General features: G+C 67.8%; 18 protein-coding genes. 9 read left to right on the top strand and 9 right to left on the bottom strand.

What is annotated here, in order from left to right; genetic code table 11:
- Positions 1 to 313 precede the first annotated feature (313 nt).
- A complete protein-coding gene (locus AB0M48_RS23450) occupies positions 314 to 1,540 on the top strand; it encodes an MFS transporter (RefSeq protein WP_319985278.1) in 1,227 nt (408 codons plus the stop codon).
- A gap of 319 nt (positions 1,541 to 1,859) precedes the next feature.
- The gene (locus AB0M48_RS23445; RefSeq protein ID WP_319985279.1) at positions 1,860 to 3,218 is read left to right on the top strand and encodes a GGDEF domain-containing protein; all 1,359 of its coding nucleotides are present in this window, start codon (positions 1,860 to 1,862) and stop codon (positions 3,216 to 3,218) included.
- Here the strand turns inward: AB0M48_RS23445 and AB0M48_RS23440 are convergent.
- The 4 genes from AB0M48_RS23440 to ugpC form a co-directional block, all read right to left on the bottom strand.
- Positions 3,204 to 4,019 (bottom strand): metal ABC transporter permease, encoded by an 816-nt coding sequence (locus tag AB0M48_RS23440; protein ID WP_363845684.1) that lies wholly within the window; start codon positions 4,017 to 4,019, stop codon positions 3,204 to 3,206. The two genes, AB0M48_RS23445 and AB0M48_RS23440, sit on opposite strands and share 15 nt — an antisense overlap.
- The gene (locus AB0M48_RS23435) at positions 4,016 to 4,807 is read right to left on the bottom strand and encodes a metal ABC transporter ATP-binding protein (RefSeq protein WP_363845682.1); all 792 of its coding nucleotides are present in this window, start codon (positions 4,805 to 4,807) and stop codon (positions 4,016 to 4,018) included. The genes AB0M48_RS23440 and AB0M48_RS23435 overlap by 4 nt, the downstream gene beginning before the upstream one ends.
- A complete protein-coding gene (locus tag AB0M48_RS23430; RefSeq protein ID WP_363845680.1) occupies positions 4,804 to 5,736 on the bottom strand; it encodes a zinc ABC transporter substrate-binding protein in 933 nt (310 codons plus the stop codon). The genes AB0M48_RS23435 and AB0M48_RS23430 overlap by 4 nt, the downstream gene beginning before the upstream one ends.
- A gap of 98 nt (positions 5,737 to 5,834) precedes the next feature.
- Positions 5,835 to 6,929 carry a sn-glycerol-3-phosphate ABC transporter ATP-binding protein UgpC gene (ugpC, locus tag AB0M48_RS23425; protein WP_363845678.1) on the bottom strand — a complete coding sequence of 365 codons (1,095 nt, stop codon included), beginning with the start codon at positions 6,927 to 6,929 and terminating at the stop codon, positions 5,835 to 5,837.
- Between the two features lie 181 nt (positions 6,930 to 7,110).
- On the opposite strand from ugpC, the gene AB0M48_RS23420 reads away from it, so the two are divergent.
- Positions 7,111 to 7,653, top strand: a complete 543-nt coding sequence (locus AB0M48_RS23420; RefSeq protein WP_363845676.1) for a dihydrofolate reductase family protein — start codon at positions 7,111 to 7,113, stop codon at positions 7,651 to 7,653.
- 7 nt (positions 7,654 to 7,660) lie between these two features.
- Here AB0M48_RS23420 and AB0M48_RS23415 read toward each other — a convergent pair whose 3' ends face one another.
- Genes AB0M48_RS23415 through AB0M48_RS23405 form a run of 3 tightly spaced genes read right to left on the bottom strand, consistent with a single transcriptional unit; the run spans position 7,661 to position 10,791 of the window.
- On the bottom strand, positions 7,661 to 8,557 hold the full coding sequence (locus AB0M48_RS23415; RefSeq protein WP_363845674.1) for a carbohydrate ABC transporter permease: 897 nt from the start codon (positions 8,555 to 8,557) through the stop codon (positions 7,661 to 7,663).
- Positions 8,557 to 9,474 carry a sugar ABC transporter permease gene (locus AB0M48_RS23410; RefSeq protein WP_319985286.1) on the bottom strand — a complete coding sequence of 306 codons (918 nt, stop codon included), beginning with the start codon at positions 9,472 to 9,474 and terminating at the stop codon, positions 8,557 to 8,559. Before AB0M48_RS23410 ends, AB0M48_RS23415 begins: the two co-directional genes overlap by 1 nt.
- 57 nt (positions 9,475 to 9,531) lie before the next feature.
- Positions 9,532 to 10,791, bottom strand: a complete 1,260-nt coding sequence (locus tag AB0M48_RS23405; RefSeq protein WP_363845673.1) for an extracellular solute-binding protein — start codon at positions 10,789 to 10,791, stop codon at positions 9,532 to 9,534.
- Between the two features lie 222 nt (positions 10,792 to 11,013).
- Between AB0M48_RS23405 and AB0M48_RS23400 the strand changes: the two genes are divergently transcribed.
- Entirely contained in the window at positions 11,014 to 12,069 is a 1,056-nt protein-coding gene (locus AB0M48_RS23400) for a LacI family DNA-binding transcriptional regulator (protein ID WP_363845671.1), read from the top strand.
- A 116-nt stretch (positions 12,070 to 12,185) separates the two neighbouring features.
- Complete coding sequence (locus AB0M48_RS23395) at positions 12,186 to 13,289, top strand: LacI family DNA-binding transcriptional regulator (RefSeq protein WP_363845669.1); 1,104 nt, start codon at positions 12,186 to 12,188, stop codon at positions 13,287 to 13,289.
- On the opposite strand, the gene AB0M48_RS23390 is transcribed toward AB0M48_RS23395, so the two are convergent.
- Positions 13,290 to 13,961: a hypothetical protein gene (locus AB0M48_RS23390; protein WP_363845667.1), complete on the bottom strand. Its 672-nt coding sequence runs from the start codon at positions 13,959 to 13,961 to the stop codon at positions 13,290 to 13,292.
- 153 nt (positions 13,962 to 14,114) lie between these two features.
- Here AB0M48_RS23390 and AB0M48_RS23385 point away from each other — a divergent pair, with 153 nt between their 5' ends.
- From AB0M48_RS23385 to AB0M48_RS23375, 3 genes are all read left to right on the top strand, one after another.
- Positions 14,115 to 14,627, top strand: coding sequence for a carbonic anhydrase (locus tag AB0M48_RS23385; protein ID WP_363845665.1), 513 nt, complete (start codon positions 14,115 to 14,117; stop codon positions 14,625 to 14,627).
- 77 nt (positions 14,628 to 14,704) lie between these two features.
- The gene (locus AB0M48_RS23380; protein WP_363845663.1) at positions 14,705 to 15,604 is read left to right on the top strand and encodes an A/G-specific adenine glycosylase; all 900 of its coding nucleotides are present in this window, start codon (positions 14,705 to 14,707) and stop codon (positions 15,602 to 15,604) included.
- Entirely contained in the window at positions 15,604 to 16,113 is a 510-nt protein-coding gene (locus AB0M48_RS23375; RefSeq protein ID WP_363845661.1) for a 2'-5' RNA ligase family protein, read from the top strand. The genes AB0M48_RS23380 and AB0M48_RS23375 overlap by 1 nt, the downstream gene beginning before the upstream one ends.
- On the opposite strand, the gene AB0M48_RS23370 is transcribed toward AB0M48_RS23375, so the two are convergent.
- Positions 16,062 to 16,817, bottom strand: coding sequence for an alpha/beta hydrolase (locus tag AB0M48_RS23370; RefSeq protein ID WP_363845988.1), 756 nt, complete (start codon positions 16,815 to 16,817; stop codon positions 16,062 to 16,064). The genes AB0M48_RS23375 and AB0M48_RS23370 overlap by 52 nt on opposite strands.
- A 6-nt stretch (positions 16,818 to 16,823) precedes the next feature.
- Here AB0M48_RS23370 and AB0M48_RS23365 point away from each other — a divergent pair, with 6 nt between their 5' ends.
- Entirely contained in the window at positions 16,824 to 18,278 is a 1,455-nt protein-coding gene (locus AB0M48_RS23365; protein ID WP_363845659.1) for a M1 family metallopeptidase, read from the top strand.

Genomic DNA, 18,278 nt, shown 5'->3' with positions numbered 1-18,278 from the left:
GGTTGGCCGAGCTGCGGGCACCGTTTGGCACCAGCTGACACACTACGTGACCATTTGGGGGCCAATCAGGCGATCCCGAGGTCAACTGTGAAGAAGATCAGGTCTACGTTTCGCTATTGTAACTACTTTAGGTAACTGCCCTGCTCCGTTTAGGTACACACTGTGGTAGGACAGACGTTGAACGGTCAGACAGCTTCTACCGTGATTGTCGATAGGAATTGATTACCACCGGCGGGGGCGACGTGACTCGGCGTAGGACGAATCGGGACGTGCCGATTCGCCGCGCGCGGGCAGCGGCTCCGCGAGGTCGCGCATGACGACCCGCGGGACCCTCCGCGAGCTCGTGGGTTTGCGCGAGTTCCGCGCCATGTGGATCGGTTCGACCGTTTCGACCGCCGGCGACCAGCTCGCGGCAGTCGCGCTATCACTGCTCGTATTCGAACGAACACGATCCGTCGCCGCGACCGCCCTGACGTGGTCGCTGACGCTCTTCCCGCCGTTGATTTCGGGCCCCTTGCTCGGCTGGGTCGCCGACCGGTTCCCGCGACGCACGGTAATGGTGACGACGGCCTGGTTGCAGGCCGCGTTCATGGCCGCGATGGCCATTCCCGGCATGCCGCTGTGGGCGATGATCGTGCTGCTGGTGGTGGTTCTGGCGATCTCCTCGCCGTACCTCGCGGCCCAGGAGGCGAGCCTCCCGCACGTGCTGCCGCCGAAGCGCTACGACGACGGGGTGGCGCTGTTCGGCACGTCCGTCGACATAGCCCAGATGGCAGGCCTCGCGGCCGCCGGCTTCCTCGTCGCGCACACGAGTCCGGGCCTGGCGCTGGCGGTCAACGCCGCCACGTTCGCCGCCCTGGCGATCCTGGTGCAGACGTCCGTGAAGCACCGCCCGGCCGCGGACCCGCTGGGCCGCAAGAAGAAACCCGACGACGAACCACGCGGCGTGCTGACGCTGATGGTGTCCGAGCCGCGCCTGAGGACGCTCCTGGGCGTCCGTCTGCTCGCGGGACTCGCGATGGTCCCGGAAGGACTCGCGATCCCCCTGGCGGCCAGTCTGAACGCGGTCTGGGCGGTCGGCCTGATCCTCGCCATCGAACCCGCCGCGAACGTGCTGGGCGTGGCGCTGCTCTTCCGCCTCGTCCGGGATCCGGCGAAGCGCGAACGTCTCATCGGCCCGCTGGCGATCCTGTCGCTGGCGCCGTTGATCATGTTCGCTTTCAACCCGAACCTGACCTGGACGATCGTTTTGCTGGTGTTCGCCGGTATAGGCGGGGCTTATCACACACCCGCTCGTTCGGCGTGGATGCGGCTGCTGCCGGACCAGTACCGCGGAAGGGCTTATGGCATTGGGCGAGCGGCGTTGCGCTCGAGCCAGGGCGGAGGAATGGCGCTGGCCGGTGTCGTCGCCAGTTCCATCGGATCGGTGACGGCCACGATCGCGGGAGCGGGCGGAATCGGACTGCTGCTGGCGACCCAGGCCACCTTCGCCTTGCGACGTGCTCGCGGTCGCGACGACACGAAGGCGGTGGCAATCTGAAACAGAACGGTCACCATTAGCGATATCCGTCTGTAGAGGCACCATGATGATCGGGGTGCGAGTTTGGAACCGGGTACAGGAAGGTGGCGTTCAGAAGTCTCGGTTGCACATGGAAGGACACCTCCTCGTTGCGACGAGCGGCAGCGTGGTGGTCTACGACCTGGTCAGCGGCGGCTTAGCTCATGAAGTGCCATGAGCGTAGGGGGTCGTGGTGAAGAACAGTTTGACTGATCGCAGGCGATCGCGGGTACTCGGCTTGACTCCGATTCGCAACTGGGACCTTTGGACCGTTGCGCCCAGCGCGATCGCGTACTTTTTCGTGCTCGAAGCGGCCGTCGCCGTAGCCGCCATCTGGCTCCTGACGAAGCTCACCGCCGTCTCCACCGACGACTGGCTGCGCTTCGGCGCGCTCATCGCCGCGATCACCATCCACCTGACCGTCGTGCGCAGAGCCGAAGAGGCACGCCGCAACGAGGCCTCAGGCCCCCACATCGACCTCACCTCGGTCTGGACCTTCGCCGCCGCCGTGGCACTCCCAGGCGGCCTGGCCGTGATCGCCACGATCTGGATGCGCATCCTGATCCAGCCGATCGCCCGCCGTCAGCCCTACCGCTTCGTCTTCGGCACCGCCTCGATGCTCGCCTCCACCCTCCTGTCCTGGGCATTGGTGCACCTGTCAGGCGTCTCGCTGGCGGCCACCGGAAACGTCCCGACGGACCTGAGCCTCGTCCTGATCCTCGCGATAGCCGCAGTCGTCTACTGGTTCGTCCAGGTCATGACCGTCGCAGCCGCCTTCAAGATCGTGACCCCGAACTCGAAGGTCCTCGACTTCCTGGGTTCCAAGGTCGACAACATGCTCGAAATGAGCACCCTCGGCGCCGGCGCCATGCTCGGCATGCTGATGACGAGCCACTGGGTGGGCCCTCTGCTGCTCACGGTCCCGGTGATCCTCGTGAACGCCCTGCTGTCCCGCGCGGGCGAACGCCGAACCCACCTGGAACGCCTGCTGCGCGAACAGGAACAGCTGCACCAACGCCTCGCCGCGGACGCCCACACCGACTACCGGACGGGCCTGCTGAACACCAACGGCCTGACCGAGTACGCGGGCCGCCTGGCCGAACGCTGCCGCCTGGACGGCGAACCGATGACCGTCCTCGTCATCGACCTGGACCACTTCAAGCGCATCAACGACACCTGGGGCCACCCCGCAGGCAACGCAGTCCTGGCAGAAGTGGGCCGAATCCTCCGCGAAAAGCTCCGCCCAGGAGACGTGGCGGGCCGCGACGGCGGCGAGGAGTTCGTAGTAGCGCTGAAGGACACCCCGGTGGCCCAGGGCGTGACGATCGCCGAACGCATCCGCGAGGCCATCGGCTCCCTGGCCGTCCCGACGACCGACAAGCACCGCAACGTCGTCACCCTCTACGGCCGCGAGATCCAGCCCCCGGAACCCGAAGGCGAGTCGCTGCAGGCGATCTCGGCCTCCATCGGCGTAGCGGTGATCCCGGACAACGGCCCGGACATGGCCACGGCCCAGCACTCGGCGGACGCCGCCCTGTACAAGGCCAAGGAGAACGGCCGCAACCAGGTCCGGGTGGCAGGCCTGGACATCCCGCCGCGCCTGATGCCCGCACCCCGGCAGGACGACGCGACCAAGCCGATCACCTCACGTACTGCGTGAACGTCGCCAGGACACGGCCCGGCAGACCAGGTAGATCACGAAGCTCAAGGCTGTTACGAGAGCGCTCACGGGAAGCGCTGGTACGAGCGACAGCAGGATGCCTCCCACCGCCGCGATCTCGGCGAAGACGACGGAAAGAACCGTAGCCCGCAAAGGCGACGCGGTGAGGCGCATCGCGGCGGCCGCCGGCGTGATCATCAGCGCCAGCACCAGCAACGCGCCCACGACCTGAACGGACAGCGCGGTCGCGACACCGACCAGCACCGCGAACACGATCGACAGCGTCCGCACCGGAATTCCGCGCGACATCGCCACGTCCGGGTCCACCGACGCGAAGAACAGCGGCCGGTAGATGAACGCCATCACCGCCAGGACGGCGATGGACGAGATCAGCAGGAGTTTGAGGTCCGTCGAGTCGACACCGACGATCTGACCCGTCAGCAGACCGAACTTGTTGGAGGTACGCCCCTTGTAGAGCGCGAGCATCAAAATGCCCATGCCGAGCCCGAACGCGAGGATCGCGCCGATCACCGAGTCGCGGTCGCTCTCGCGCCGGGACAGCACCCCGAGCAGCACCGCGGCGATGATCGACCCGGCCAGCGCGCCGTACCCGATGCCGATGCCGAGCAGCAACGCCGCCGCGCCACCGGTGAACGCGAGCTCGCTGGTGCCGTGCACCGCGAACGCCATCTTGCGGGTCACCACGAGCGGTCCCAGCACGCCGGCGACCAGGCCCAGCACTGCGGCCGCGATCAACGCGGTCTGCACGAAGTCCAGTTCGAGCAGGTCGAGGAAGCTCACGACGCGGCCCCGGCCGTCAGGTGGTGCGTCTGCTCCTCGCAGGCGCCGGCGCCGACCACCAGGATCTGGTCGCGCACCCGCACGACCTCCACCGGCGTCTGGTACAGCTCGGACAACGTGCGGGAGTTCATGACCTCTTCCGGCGTACCGACGCGGAACCGCCCGCCCACCAGGTACAGGACCCGGTCGACGAGCGGCAGCACGGGATTCAGTTCGTGCGTCACGAAGAGGACTGCGGTGTCGGACTCACGACGCCGCTTGTCGATCAGCTCGGACACGACCCGCTGGTTCGCGAGGTCCAGTGACAGCAACGGTTCGTCGCACAGCATCACGGTGGGGTCGCCGACCAGGGCCTGCGCGACCCGCAACCGTTGCTGCTCACCGCCGGACAGCACCCCGATGGGCGAGTCCGCGTACGGGGTGCCGCCCACGGCCTCGATGGCCGCGTCGACGCGGATCTTGCGTTCCCGGCGGCCACGCAGGCCGAGACCCCAGCGGTGGCCGTCGAGACCCAGCCCGACGAGATCGCGGCCGCGCAACGTCATGGACTGGTCGAGCGCTCGCTGCTGCGGGATGTACCCGATGGCGTGGTTGCCGCCGGCGACCGAGACCGAGCCCGCGGACAACGGCTGCAGACCGAGCAGCACGCGCATCAGGCTGGTCTTGCCGGAACCGTTGGGCCCCAGGACCGCGAGGAACTCACCGGGCTCGACGTCGAGGTCGAGCCCGTCCCACAGCACTCTGTCCCCGTAGGACAGCCGGGCCCCGCGCAGCGAGATCGCGCTCATGCCTTGAGCGCCCGCGAAAGCTCGTCAACCTGCTTGCTCATCCAGTCAAGGTAGCCGGTCACGCCCTCGGGCAGCGTCTCGGTGACCGCGACGACCGGCACGCCCGCCGCCTTGGCCTTCTCGACGACGCTCTTGGTGACCTGGTTCTCGGTCTGGGTGTTCTCCAGCAGCACGGAGATCTGCTTGCCCTCGACCAGCTGGTTCATCTCCGCGAGCGCGGCGGCCGGCACGTCCGACTCCTCCTCGATGGCCTTGCTGAACGCTTCGGGCGTCACGTCCTCGGCGCCGGACTCGTCGAGCAGGTAGTGCGCGATGGGCTCGGTGGCGGCGACCTTCTTGCCCTGGCCGATGCCGGCGATCTTCTTCTCCAGCTCCTCGAGCTTGGCGGTGAAGTCCGCGGTGTTCTTCTCGAACGTCGTCTTCTTGTCCGGCGCGATGGCACCGAGCTCGTTCGCCGCTGCCTCGGCCACCGCCTGCACGGTGTGCAGGTCGTACCAGACGTGCTCGTTCACGCTGTGGTCGTGACCGTCGGCGTCGGGCGCCTCCGAGGTCGCGGGGGCTTCACTCGTCTTGGGCTCCGCGTGGTTGTCGCGCAGCGGGAAGGCCTCGACCTTCTTGGTGGCGTCGCTGGTGATCAGCTTGGGGAAGAAGTCGTCGTAGCCGCCGCCGTTGAACACGACGAGCTTGGCGTCCTTGACCAGTGCCGCGTCCGCGGGCTTGCTCTCGTAGGAGTGCGGGTCGGCCGACGGGTCGTCCAGCAGGGCCTTGACGTCGACCTCGTCGCCGCCGACGGCCTTGACCACGCTGCCCCACACGTTCGTCGAGGCGACGACCTGGATCTTGCCGCTGTCGGCGGCAGGCGTCGTCGTGCCGCAGGCGGCCAGGCTTGCGACGGCGAGAGCGCCGACCAGAGCGTTGCGGAGAGTCATCACGCCGTCCCTCGATCAGGTAATGGAAACCGTTGTCGAGTTCAGTTTACGACACAAAAAAGCCCCCGACGGTCACGCCGGGGGCTTTTCGAAGTGACTCACGCCTCCAGGCGCTCGCCCGACTCGGGGTGGAACAGGTGGATCTCGGTGGTGTCGCGGACGGCCACCTTGACGTGCTGGCCCAGGGTCGGCGGCGTGCGGCCGTCGACGCGGACGACGAAGCGCTGCGACGCGTCGCCGATCTTCACCGCACCGTGCACGAGCGCGTCGGCGCCGAGCTCCTCGACCAGCTCGACCGTCATGTCCATGCCCTCCTCGCTCGACGACACGATGCCGAGCGCCTCGGGACGGATGCCGAAGGTGACCTCGTCCAGCCCGCTGGCGGCGGCGATCGCGTCACGGGACAGCGGCACGACGATGCCGTCGAGCTTGGCGCCCTCCGACGTGATCGGGACGGTCTTGAGGTTCATGGCCGGCGAGCCGATGAAGCCCGCGACGAACGCGTTGGCCGGGCGGTCGTACAGCGCGCGAGGCGTGTCGCACTGCTGCAGCAGGCCGTCCTTGAGCACCGCGACGCGGTGGCCCATCGTCATGGCCTCGACCTGGTCGTGCGTGACGTAGATCGTGGTGGTGCCGAGGCGCTGCTGGAGGGCGGCGATGTTCGCACGCGTCTCGACGCGCAGCTTGGCGTCCAGGTTGGACAGCGGCTCGTCCATGAGGAACACGGAGGGCTCACGCACGATGGCACGACCCATGGCGACGCGCTGGCGCTGACCACCGGAGAGCGCCTTCGGCTTGCGCTCCAGGTACTTGGTGAGGTCGAGCATCTTGGCGGCCTCTTCGACCTTCGCCTTGATCTCGGTCTTCGGCACACCGCGCAGCTTGAGCGCGAAGCCCATGTTCTCCGCGACGGTCATGTGCGGGTACAGCGCGTACGACTGGAACACCATCGCGATGTCCCGGCCCTTCGGCGGAACGTTCGTGACGTCCTTGCCACCGATCTGGATGGCGCCCTCGTCGATGTCCTCCAGACCCGCGAGCATGCGCAGCGCCGTCGACTTACCGGAACCGGAAGGACCGACCAGCACCAGGAACTCGCCGTCGCTCACCTCGAGGGAGAGCTCGTCGACCGCGCGCACCGGCGGATTGCCGGAGAAGATCCGCGACGCCTTGACGTAGGACACCTCTGCCATGTGACGCACCTTTCACCCTTGTCTGGACGCGACGTTAGGGCTTGCAAGCGCTTACGTGAACAGACGTAAGCGCTTACGTTTCGCTGCGGGGCAACGTAAGCGCTTACGTCCACAAGGGCCGATGAGTTCTCCACGGCGCCCCGGTCTACCTCTCCGAACACCGAACACAGGAGGAGACCCGATGGGCAACGTGCGACTGCACTTCTCGATGTCACTGGACGGCTTCGTGGCCGCCCCGGACAACGGCTTCGGCTGGCTGGCCCACACGACCGACCGACCCGAGCTCGTCAGCGGCTACGCCGAGCGCACGGGCGCCATCCTCGGCGGCCGCAAGGGCTGGGACCAGTTCCCGGATCCCAGCACCGCTTACGGCGGCCAGTTCGTGGGGAAGCTCTTCATCCTGACCCACCACCCGGAGGACGCGACGCCCGCCGAGGGCGTCACGTTCCTGACCTGTGACGTGGCCGAGGCGGTGCGGATCGGGCTCGAGGCCGCGGACGGCAAGGACCTCGAGGTGTTCTCGCCGACCATCGGCCGTCAGCTGATCGAGCGAGGGCTCCTTGACGAGATCGCCCTGCACATCGCGCCCGTGCTGCTCGGTGACGGCGTCCGGTTCTACGACAATCCCGGTGGGGTGCCGATCCACCTGCACCGGCTCGACACCGCCGACCCCCACTCGGAGGTGGACGTGCGGTATCGGCCGGTGCGGGAGACCAGCCAGTGAGAAACCGTCAGCCCTTGACGGCGCCGGACGCGAGGCCCTGCACCAGGAAGCGCTGCACCAGGTAGAACACGACGATCGCGGGAATCGCGACCAGGATGGACGCGGCGGCGAGGTGCCCCCACTCGGTCCTGTTCTGCTGCACGAACACCTGCAGCCCGACCGCCAGCGTCTTCGACTCGTCCGCCGCGGACAGGAACGCCGACGCGAACGCCACCTCGCCCCAGGCCGTGAGGAACGCGTAGAACGACGTGACGGCGAGGCCCGGCTTGGCCAGCGGCATGATCAGCCGCCAGAACACGCCGAACGGCGACAACCCGTCCACCCGGCCGGCCTCGTCGATGTCCGACGGCACCGTGTCGAAGTAGCCCTTGAGCATGTACGTGCAGAACGGCACCGCGGTCGTGCAGTAGACGAGCACCAGGCCGATCGAGGTTCCGTTGAGCCCCAGGGCGATGAGGATGTTGTACAGCGGCACGATCAGCACCGCGAACGGGAACATCTGCACCAGCAGGAACGACATCATCAGGCCGCGCTTGCCGGGGAACCGGAACCGCGAGGCCGCGTACCCGGCGGTGGCCGAGATGAAGACACCGATCACCGTGGTCATCAGGGCGATCACCACGGAGTTGCCGAACCAGGCGATGAAGTCGCCCTTCTCGCCCGACAGCACGCGGGTGTAGTTGTCCCAAGAGGACTCGTTGAACAACTTCGGCGTCGGCTCGACCGCGCGGGCGTCCGGCTTCAGCGAGGTGACGAACACCCAGAAGACCGGGAACACCGCGATGATCGACGCGACGATCAGCGTGGCGTGCAGGGCGATGGAGGCGCCCTTGGACCGGTCGGTCCTGCGCAGCCGGTTTCCCGTGGCCTGAACGACCTTCAGGGACGAAGCGTCGAGCGTCATCACCACACCTCGCCCTGCTTGCGCAGCGCTCGCCGGTAGATCGTGGCGAACACCAACAACACCGAAAGGATCAGCACGCCGTAGGTCGACGCGATGGCGTAGTCGCGGGACGCGCCGGAGAAGAACCGCTCGAACGCGTAGGTGACCAGGATCCGGGCGTTCGGGTTCGGGCCGGCGATCAGGTAGATCACCGGGAACATGTTGAACGTCCAGATGATGCCGAGCAGCACCACCGTCGACGACACGGAACGCAGGCCGGGCAGGGTGACGTGCCGGAACCGCTGCCACGGCGTGGCACCGTCCATTTCGGCCGCTTCGTAGAGGTCGCCCGGGATCGACTGCAGGCCACCGAGAAGCGCCACCATCATGAACGGGACGCCGAGCCAGACGTTCACGATGATCACCGAGACCAGCGCCCAGTTCGACTGGCCGAGCCACACCGGGTCGGGCAGGCCGACCGAGCGCAGGAGCTGGTTGATGATCCCGTACTGCGCGTTGAACATGTACTTCCACGCGAACGCGCTGATGAACGCGGGCACGGCCCACGGCAGGATCAGCATCACGCGGTAGAGCGCACGGCCGCGCACCTGGCGGTTCAGCAGCATCGCCAGGCCGAGGCCGACGGTGTAGTGCAGGAACACGCACGAGAAGGTCCAGATCAGCGTGCGGACGAGCGTGTCCCAGAACGCGCCGAACGACTCTCCGCCGGACAGCACGTTGAGGTAGTTCTTGAAGCCCACCACGTCGTAGGTGGCCGGCCGATCGAGGATCGGGTTGGCGATGTTGCCTTCGTTGATGTTCGTGAAGGTGAAGAACACGCCCTGTGCGAGCGGGTAGAGCACCAACACCGCGATGACCACCACGACCGGCAGCACCATCGCATACGCGTACCAGTACCTGTCCAGGAACCGACGCACCGAGACTCTCCTTCCGGCGAACGGCCGGGGCGGTGAGGCCCCGGCCGTTCAACACGATCAGCCGATCGAGTACTCGGTGACGACCTTCTCCTTGTACGCCTTCGCGACGTCGTCAAGAGCCGTCTTGGCGTCCTTCTTGCCGGCCAGGAAGTCCGCGTAGCCGACCTTCAGCGGGTCGAACAGCTCGCCGCCCTCGGGGATCCACGGACGCTCGTGCGCGACCTTGGTGACCGGCTCGAACGCCGCCACGACCTCGTTGGCCTTGACGTCGGCGTTCTGGTAGGCCGACTTGCGGGTCGGCAGCAGACCCAGTTCCTTGGCGATGGTCGCCTGCGACTCGACCGACGCCATGCACTGGATGAACTTGATGGACGACTGCTTCGCCTTGGTGCCCTGGCGGATCACGTAGTCGTGGCCACCGACCGGGGCGCTGCCCTTGCCGGCGGACGGGCCGGGAACCGGCGCGATGCCGAGGTTCGCCTTGTCGGTGAACGCGGCGCCCTTGAGGTAGTCGGCGACGGCCCACGGACCGTTGATGACCATGGCGGCCTCACCGCTGGTGAACGCGGCCTGCATGTTCGAGTAGGAGTTCGTCGCGTCCAGCGCCGTGGTGGCGGCCTTGGCGTCGAGCAGGCCCTTCGCGGTCTCCAGCGCCTTCACGTTCTGCGGGGAGTTCACGACGATCTTCTTGGCGGAGGCGTCGACCAGGTCGCCGCCCTCGCCGTAGATGAACGGCAGCGCGTAGTACGCGTCGTTGTTGAGGAAGAACGACTTCTCGCCACCCAGCTTGGCGGCAGCGGCCTTGAGCTCGTCCCACGTCTTCGGCGGCTCGACACCGGCGTCGGCGAGCTTCTTCTTGTTGTAGAGCAACGCGAGCGAGTCGGTCACCTGCGGCACCGCGTAGGTCTTGCCCTCGTACTTCGTGGAGCCCAGCGGGGCCTCCAGGAAGTCGGAGGTGTCCTTCGCGAGGTCGGTGTCGGACAGGTCGGCGACGTAGCCCAGCTTCGCGAGCTGCGGCACCCACGCGACCTCGGAGCGGAAGACGTCAGGCCCCTGACCACCCTGGGCCGCGGTCTTGTAGTTGTTGAGCGCGCCGTCGAACGCCTGCGTCTCGACATTGACCTTGTAGCCGTCCTTGGTGGCACAGCCTTCCGCGATCTTCTTGAACACCGGGCTCTCGTTGGGACCACTGGTGTCCCAGAAGGTCACTTCGCCCGAGTCGGATCCGCTGTTGCTGCTCGATCCACCGCTTCCGCAGGCGGTGAGCACGAGGGCGACACCCGTCGCCATGGCGGTCACGAGGGTTGTCCGTCGCATCGTTGCTGCCGTTCCCTCCAGCTGGGGCCTCATCTCCGAGTGAGACGAGGGTCTTGCAAGGTTTTGCGAGAATGTTGCGGGCGATTTCACTACCAGAACCATGGTCAGGTCAAGACATGGACCGTAACCAAGCCGTAACGGCCCTGTCTTGCAAACACGCGTTGCAAAATTTTTCTGAACGCGGCAGGCTTGCGCGGAACCTGATCTGAGCTGGGAGGCAACGTGTCCGGACTGTCCGAGATCGCGAGGGCAGCCGGGGTGTCCATCTCGACCGTCAGCCGTGTTCTCAACAGGCGCGCAGGTGTGAACGAGGAGACCCGGCAGCGGGTGCTGTCGGTCCTCGCGGAGATGCCGTACACCCCGCGCGGCCTCGGTGCGTTGCAACGCACCGGCGTGATCGGCCTCCTCGTGCCGGAGCTCTCGAACCCGGTCTTCCCCGCGTTCGCCGAGGCGCTGGAGACGCGGGCCGCACGCCTGGGCTACTCGTCGCTGCTGTGCAACACCCGCAGCGGCGCCCCCATGGGCGAGGAGGAGTACGTCCGGATGCTCCTGGCCCGCGGGGTCGAGGGCATGGTGTTCGTGTCGCCGGAGATCACCAACGTCGAGGTGCCGCTCGGTCAGGCGCCACGCCCGAGCTACTACGCGAAGCTCCTCGCGGACGGCGTCCACATGGTCTTCCTGAACGGCGCCACGCCCGCACTGGACGTGCCCGACGTGACGGTCGACGAGCAGCTCGCGGGCTACATGGCGACCAGGCACCTGATCGAGCTCGGGCACCGGCGGATCGGGTTCGTCTCGGGCCCCGCTCGCTCGCTGCCGTCCCGGCTGAAGCGCGCCGGCTGGGCGGCGGCGCTCGAAGAGGACCACCTGCCGGCGGGTTCGGAGTACGTCTCGCACGCGCCGTTCAGCGCGGAGGGCGGCGGTCAGGCCGTGGCGCGGTTGCTCGACACGGTGACCCCGACCGCGGTGATCTGCTCCTCCGACCACATGGCGCTCGGCGTCATGCGCGAGGCACACCAAAGGGGGATCTCGATACCCGAGGAGCTGTCGGTCGTCGGGTTCGACGACATTCCGCTGGCTGCCTACTCGTCGCCCGCTTTGACCACGCTCGCACAGCCGATCGAGGAGATGGCGGCGGCCGCGATCGACGAGCTCGTGCTCCGCCTGGACCCGGATCGCCGCAGGCAGAGCACCGACAACTACACCCGCGTCTTCCGGCCGCGGCTCGTCGTCAGGGAATCGTCTGCGCCCGCGAAACCAGATGACCGGTTGCCCTAATTGGTCTGGACCAACTTCTGAACAAGGCAGATGGGCCAACCAGCGCGGATGCGTCATTTGAGGGACGCAGGTCACCCTGACTTCACGTATTGGTTCTGAACCGTTACGGTCCTTTCATGGCGCGGTCGATGCATGTGCGACGTCCGGCAACGTTGGCCTCTCTGGCCGCTGAGCTGGGCGTTTCCCGGACAACGGTGTCCAACGCGTACAACCGGCCCGACCAGCTCTCGCCCGAGCTGCGTCGGCGGGTGTTGGACACGGCCCGAAGGCTGGGTTATCCCGGCCCGGATCCTGTGGCGCGCTCGTTGCGCACGCGCAAAGCAGGGGCGGTGGGCCTGTTGCTCACCGAGAACCTCTCCTACGCGTTCCGCGACCCGGCGGCCATCGGCTTCCTCGAAGGACTCGCCCTGGCGTGCGAGGACGCCGGCACCGGCCTGCTGCTGGTGCCCGCGAACCCCGAACGCGAGGACGTCGCGTCCGTCCACCGCGCCGGCGTCGACGGCTTCGTCGTCTACTCGGTGCCGGACGACGACCCGCACCTCGCCGCCGTGCTGGAGCGCCCGGTGCCCACCGTCGTCTGCGACCAGCCTGACCTCGGCACCGTGGACCGCGTCGGCATCGACGACCGCGGCGCGATGTACGAACTCGCCAGGCACCTGATCGGCCTGGGCCACCGCCGCATCGGCGTCGTGTGCATGCGTCTCGCGCGTGATCGCAACGACGGCTTCGTGACGCCGGACCGTCAGCACGCCGCCCACTTCCACGTGCAGCGCAACCGCCTGTCCGGCCTGGCCGAGGCGTTCAGCGAGGCCGGCGTCGACTGGTCGCAGGTGCCAGTCGTCGAGCGCTTCGACCACAACACGGCCTCCGGCGCGTCCGGCGCGGCCCAGGTCCTCGACCGCGACCCGCAGGTCACCGCCCTGATCTGCACCTCGGACGTCCTGGCGCTGGGCGCGATGACCGAGGCGGGCCGCCGCGGCCTGCGCGTGCCGCACGACATCACCGTGACCGGCTTCGACGGCATCCGCGCCGGCGAGGAGGCCGGGCTCACGACGGTCCGTCAGCCGGTGCTGGAGAAGGGCCGGGCGGCGGGCAAGCTGCTGCTCGACACGAACGAGCGCTCGCGGCCGCGGTCGGTGAACCTCGCGACCGAGCTGATCATCGGCAAGACGTCGGCCGGGCCGCGCGGCGGTGCCGAGGAGCGCTGGTTCGGGCCGTGATCAGTGCTGCAGCCTGAAGAGGGTGGGTGAGCTGGCCTTCCCGGCCAGCTTCGCCACCAGCAGGTAGTCGCCAGGGCCGACCCTCGTGTGGGCCCCGCACCCCGGCTTCGAGGTGGAACCCGCCCACTTCGTGCCGTAGTTGAAGGTCTCCTTCGGCTGCATCACGCGGGTCTCCGTGCCCACCGCCGAGAGGCAGTGGTTGCTCGACCACAGCACCGTTGCGCCGTCCGCGGTCAGCACCGTGAGCTCGCGGTGCTGGCGCCCGATGTCCCTGATGCACGGCACCGGACCGGTGTTGACGACGTCCATGGACAGTTCCGGCTGGTCACCGACGGTGTAGAAGGGCTTGTTCGCCTTCGCCACGACCCCGATCACGTCGTCCGGGCACGGCTGCGGCGGCCCGGGAGGCGGGGGCGGCGGCGTGGTCTCCGTCGGTGAGGGCGGCGGGGTCGCGGAGGAGGACGACCCGGCCGCGGGGCTCTCGGACATGCTCGGCGGAGGGTTCGAGGAGGACGCCGCGGCGGCGTTCGTGGACTGCCCGGTCTCGGCGTCGGAGCCGAACATCCCGACGATCCAGATCACGAGCAGGAGTGTGACCAGCGCGGCCCCGATCGCGGCGAGGCGGCGGCGCCAGTACACCGTGGACGGCAGCGGACCAGTGGGCTCGATCACGGCCCGAACGTAGCTCGACCAGGTCTGATCCAGCGGGAGGCGAGCATCGCTCGATCCGGTGAACGTGATATTGAGCGAAACCCCTTGTGAACGTGCGCTAACTCCGGTTCCAATCGACGCGGGGTCCGCCGGTAGGCCATGGAGGTGTGTCACATGACCGCGATCGACGAACTGCTCAAGCGGAACTACGAGCTCGGGAACGTGGTTCCCGGAGACCGTTCGTCCGCGAAGCCGTCCCTGCAGGTGGCGATCTTGACCTGCATGGACTCGCGCATCCGGGTGTTCGAGATCTTCGGCTTGAAGCAGGGTGAGGCGCACGTGCTGCGCAACGCGGGTGGTGTCGTCACCGACGACGCGATCCGCTCGCTCGCGCTGAGCCAGCGCAAGCTCGGCACGCGTGAGGTCCTGCTCGTGCACCACACGAACTGCGGCCTGGAGATGGTGACCGAGGACGACTTCAAGGACGAGCTGGAGGCCGACACCGGTCTGCGCCCGACCTGGGCCGTCGAGGCGTTCAAGGTCGTCGAGCAGAGCGTGCGCGGGTCGATGGCGCGGCTGCGGCGCAGCCCGTTCATCCCGCACACCGACAAGATCCGCGGGTTCGTCTACGACGTGCACACCGGTGAACTGCGCGAGGTAGACGCCGCCGAGACCGCCGCCGCCTGATTTCTCCGCACGCGGGGCCCTTTCGTACTGCATGAGAGTACGAAAGGGCCCCGCGTGCGTTTGCGACAATGGCGGCGATGAATCACGAGTTGCTGCTGGGCTGGTGGGACACCGCGGCCCGAGACCTGCCGTGGCGCCGTCCCGACTGCACCGCCTGGGGTGTGCTGGTCAGCGAGATCATGCTGCAGCAGACGCCCGTCTCCCGCGTCGAACCGATCTGGCACGAGTGGCTGGCACGCTGGCCGGTGCCTTCCGCGATGGCGGCGTCCTCGCAGGGTGAGGTTCTGCGGATGTGGGGCAAGCTCGGCTACCCGCGGCGCGCCATGCGGTTGCACGAGGCCGCGACGGCCATCGCCCGCGACCACGGCGACGTTGTGCCGTCGGACATCGAGACGCTGGAGTCGTTGCCCGGCATCGGCAGCTACACGGCTCGTGCGGTGGCCACGTTCGCGTACGGGCAGAAGTGCGCCGTCGTCGACACGAACGTCCGGCGCGTGGTCGCGCGGGCCGTGCACGGTGCTGGGGACGCGGGGCCGCCGTCCACCAAGCGCGATCTGCGTGACGTCGAGGCGATCCTGCCCGAGGGCCAGGAGGACGCCGCGGTGTTCTCGGCGGCGCTGATGGAGCTCGGCGCGTTGATCTGCACGGCGAAGAACCAGAAGTGCGCGGACTGCCCGTTGTTCGCCGAGTGCGCGTGGCAGCTGGCCGGGCGGCCCGCCTACGCGGGGCCGGAGAAGAAGGTGCAGAAGTTCGCCGGCACCGACCGCCAGGTGCGGGGCAGGCTGCTGGACGTGCTGCGGGGTGCGCCGGGACCGGTGCCCAAGATGCAGCTCGACATCGTCTGGAACGACATCACCCAGCGCGAGAAGTGCCTTGTGTCCTTGTTGAGTGATGGACTTGTTGAACAATCCGCCGACGGCCTCTTCCACCTGCCAGGTGAAGGGATTGTTCAACAATCCAACAAGGAGACAGCCTGATGCACTCTCTCGTCGCCTTCTTCGACGCCGAGGCGGAACGTAGCATCGTTGGATTGTTGAACGATCTGGGTGTTGAACAATCCCACAGGCCGCACCTGACCTATGCCGCCGCGAGCAGCATCGGCCCCAAAGTCCGCAAGGAGCTGCGCGAGGACCTCGAACGGCTGTGGATGCCGGACCTGTGGCTGCACACCCTCGGCACGTTCTCCACCACGGACAACGTGCTGATGCTCGGCGCGGTGGTCGACAACGAACTCCTCGCCGTCCACTCGGCGATCCACGACGTCCTCGCGAGCAAGGTCAAGAACCCCAGCGCCTACTACCTGCCGGGCAACTGGATCCCCCACTGCACCCTCGTCCAAGGCCTCGACGACGAGCAGACGAAGGCCGCGTTCGCGAAGGTGTTCCCGGTCGAACCGATCCGCGCGAAGGTCCGCGAGGTGTCGATCGTCGACACTCAGACCGGCGAGATCGACGTGCTCAAGAAGGCCTCCACAGCGCCCCGGTAGACCCACGGCGCGCTGTCGTGCACGACGTGCCCGGCCTCCTCGACGTAGAGGTACTGGCCTCCCGAACGCCGTGCCGCCTCCTGCATCTGCCCTGGTAGCTGGCCGCCCTTGCCCGCCTCGATCACGAGCGACGGGCATTCGACGGCGTCGATGAAGTCCCAGTACGCCCGCGTGCCCCAGTGGCCGGCGATCTCGTACAGGTCGTCCATCTCGGCGATCAGGTGCCAGCCGTCCTCGCGCTCCTCGAAGTACTCGGCGAACAGCGGCGCGCCGAAGTACGACGTCACGTGCCCGAGCGACTGGAAGGGCACCGGCCAGGCGTCGAAGAGCCACTTCCACTCGTCGATCGTCCTGCCCCTGTTGTCCGGGGCGAAGTCCTCGACCACAATCGCGCTGACCAGGTCCGGTCGGGTCGCCGCGAGACACCACGCGTGCAGCCCGCCCATGGAGTGCCCGATCACCACGGCGGGCCCGAGGTCCAGTTCCTCGATCGCCGTGGCGGCGTCAGCGACGAAGTCCTCGGTGCGGAACGGTCCCCGCACCGGGTTGCGGCCGTGCCCGCGCTGGTCGAAGCCGACCACGCGCCCGAACGGCCTGAGCCACTGCGCGACCGGCCACCAGGCGGTGGCCCTGCTCATCAGACCGTGCAGGAGCAGTACGCCTTGACCCGTTCCGCCGAACTCCACCACCGACACAGGGATGATTAACGCATGAAGGCCCGCCCGTACCTGATCGCCGTCGTGTTGATCGTGCTCGTCGCAGGTCTGCTCGTGGTGTTCAGAACGCCGGGCGGCGACCCCGCGCAACAGCAGCGTCAGGAGACGTCACCGCAGGCCGCGGTGGAGGCAGGCGCGGGCGCGGGCGACGCGTACTACCCGACGGACGGCAACAGCGGCTACGACGTCACGCTCTACGACCTGGCGATCACCTACGACCCGGGCTCGAAGAAGCTCGACGGCGTCGCGACCATCACCGCGACCGCGTCGCAGGACCTCTCGCGCTTCAACCTCGACCTCGAAGGCCTGAAGGTGAGCGAGGTGAAGGTCGGCGGCCAGCCCGCGAAGTTCGTCCAGGAGGGCGACCACGAGCTGGTGATCACGCCGGCCTCGCCGCTCGCGAAGAGCAAGCCGTTCACCACCGTCCTCACCTACGGCGGCGAGCCCACGACGATCGACGACGCCTCGCTGGGCCGCAGCGGCTGGCAGATCTCGTCCACCGGCGGGGCGTTCGCCGCAGGTCAGCCGCACTCCGCGACGACGTGGTTCCCGGCCAACGACACCCCGCGCGACAAGGCGGCGCTGAAGGTCGCGGCCCGCGTCCCGGACGGCTGGACGGCGATCTCGAACGGCCTCGAAGGCCCCGCGACCCGCGACGGCGGCTGGACGACGTTCACCTGGTCGGAGGAGACGCCGCTCGCGACCTACCTGGCCACCGTGGCCATCGACAAGTTCGAGGTCGTGCGCTCGAAGCTGCCCAACGGCACACCGGTGGTCGACGCCTACGCGCCCGGCACGTCCGCCGCCAAGAAGCCGATCCAGTCGCAGGGCCCGGAGGTCCTCGCGTACCTGGAGACGAAGTTCGGCCCGTACCCGCAGCGCGCGGCGGGCAGCATCTGGGTCGCGGACCAGATCGGGTTCTCGCTGGAGACCCAGACCCGTCCGATCTACGCCGCCTGGGCCGACCTGGAGACGGTCGTGCACGAGAACGCCCATCAGTGGTTCGGCGACTCGGTGTCGATCGAGAACTGGGCGGACATCTGCCTCAACGAGTGCCTCGCGTCCTACGCGCAATGGCTGTGGCTGGAGAAGGAGGGCACGGACCTCGACCAGCGCTACCGCGACAACGTGCAGCAGCGGCGCGACCGGGCGGCGTTCTGGGCGCCGAAGCTCTACGACATGGGCAAGGGCAACGAGTTCCGCGGTGTCTACGACAAGGGCCTGATGGGCATGCACGCGCTGCGCAAGCAGGTCGGTGACGACGTGTTCTTCAAGGCGCTGCAGACCTGGCTGACCAAGCACCGCGACGGCAACGCCTCCTGGCCGGAGTTCGAGGAGCACTTCAAGCAGGCGTCGGGGCAGCCGCTGGACGGCTTCTTCTCGGCGTGGTTCCGCAAGTCGGGCATTCCGGAAGATCAGTACCTGCTGCCTGCCGGTGTGCGCCGCTAG

Source organism: Lentzea sp. NPDC051208, from assembly GCF_040682435.1.
Taxonomy (GTDB): domain Bacteria; phylum Actinomycetota; class Actinomycetes; order Mycobacteriales; family Pseudonocardiaceae; genus Lentzea; species Lentzea kristufekii.
Note: the sequence above shows the minus strand (reverse complement) of the source record. Positions and strands in the feature narration are given on the sequence as shown.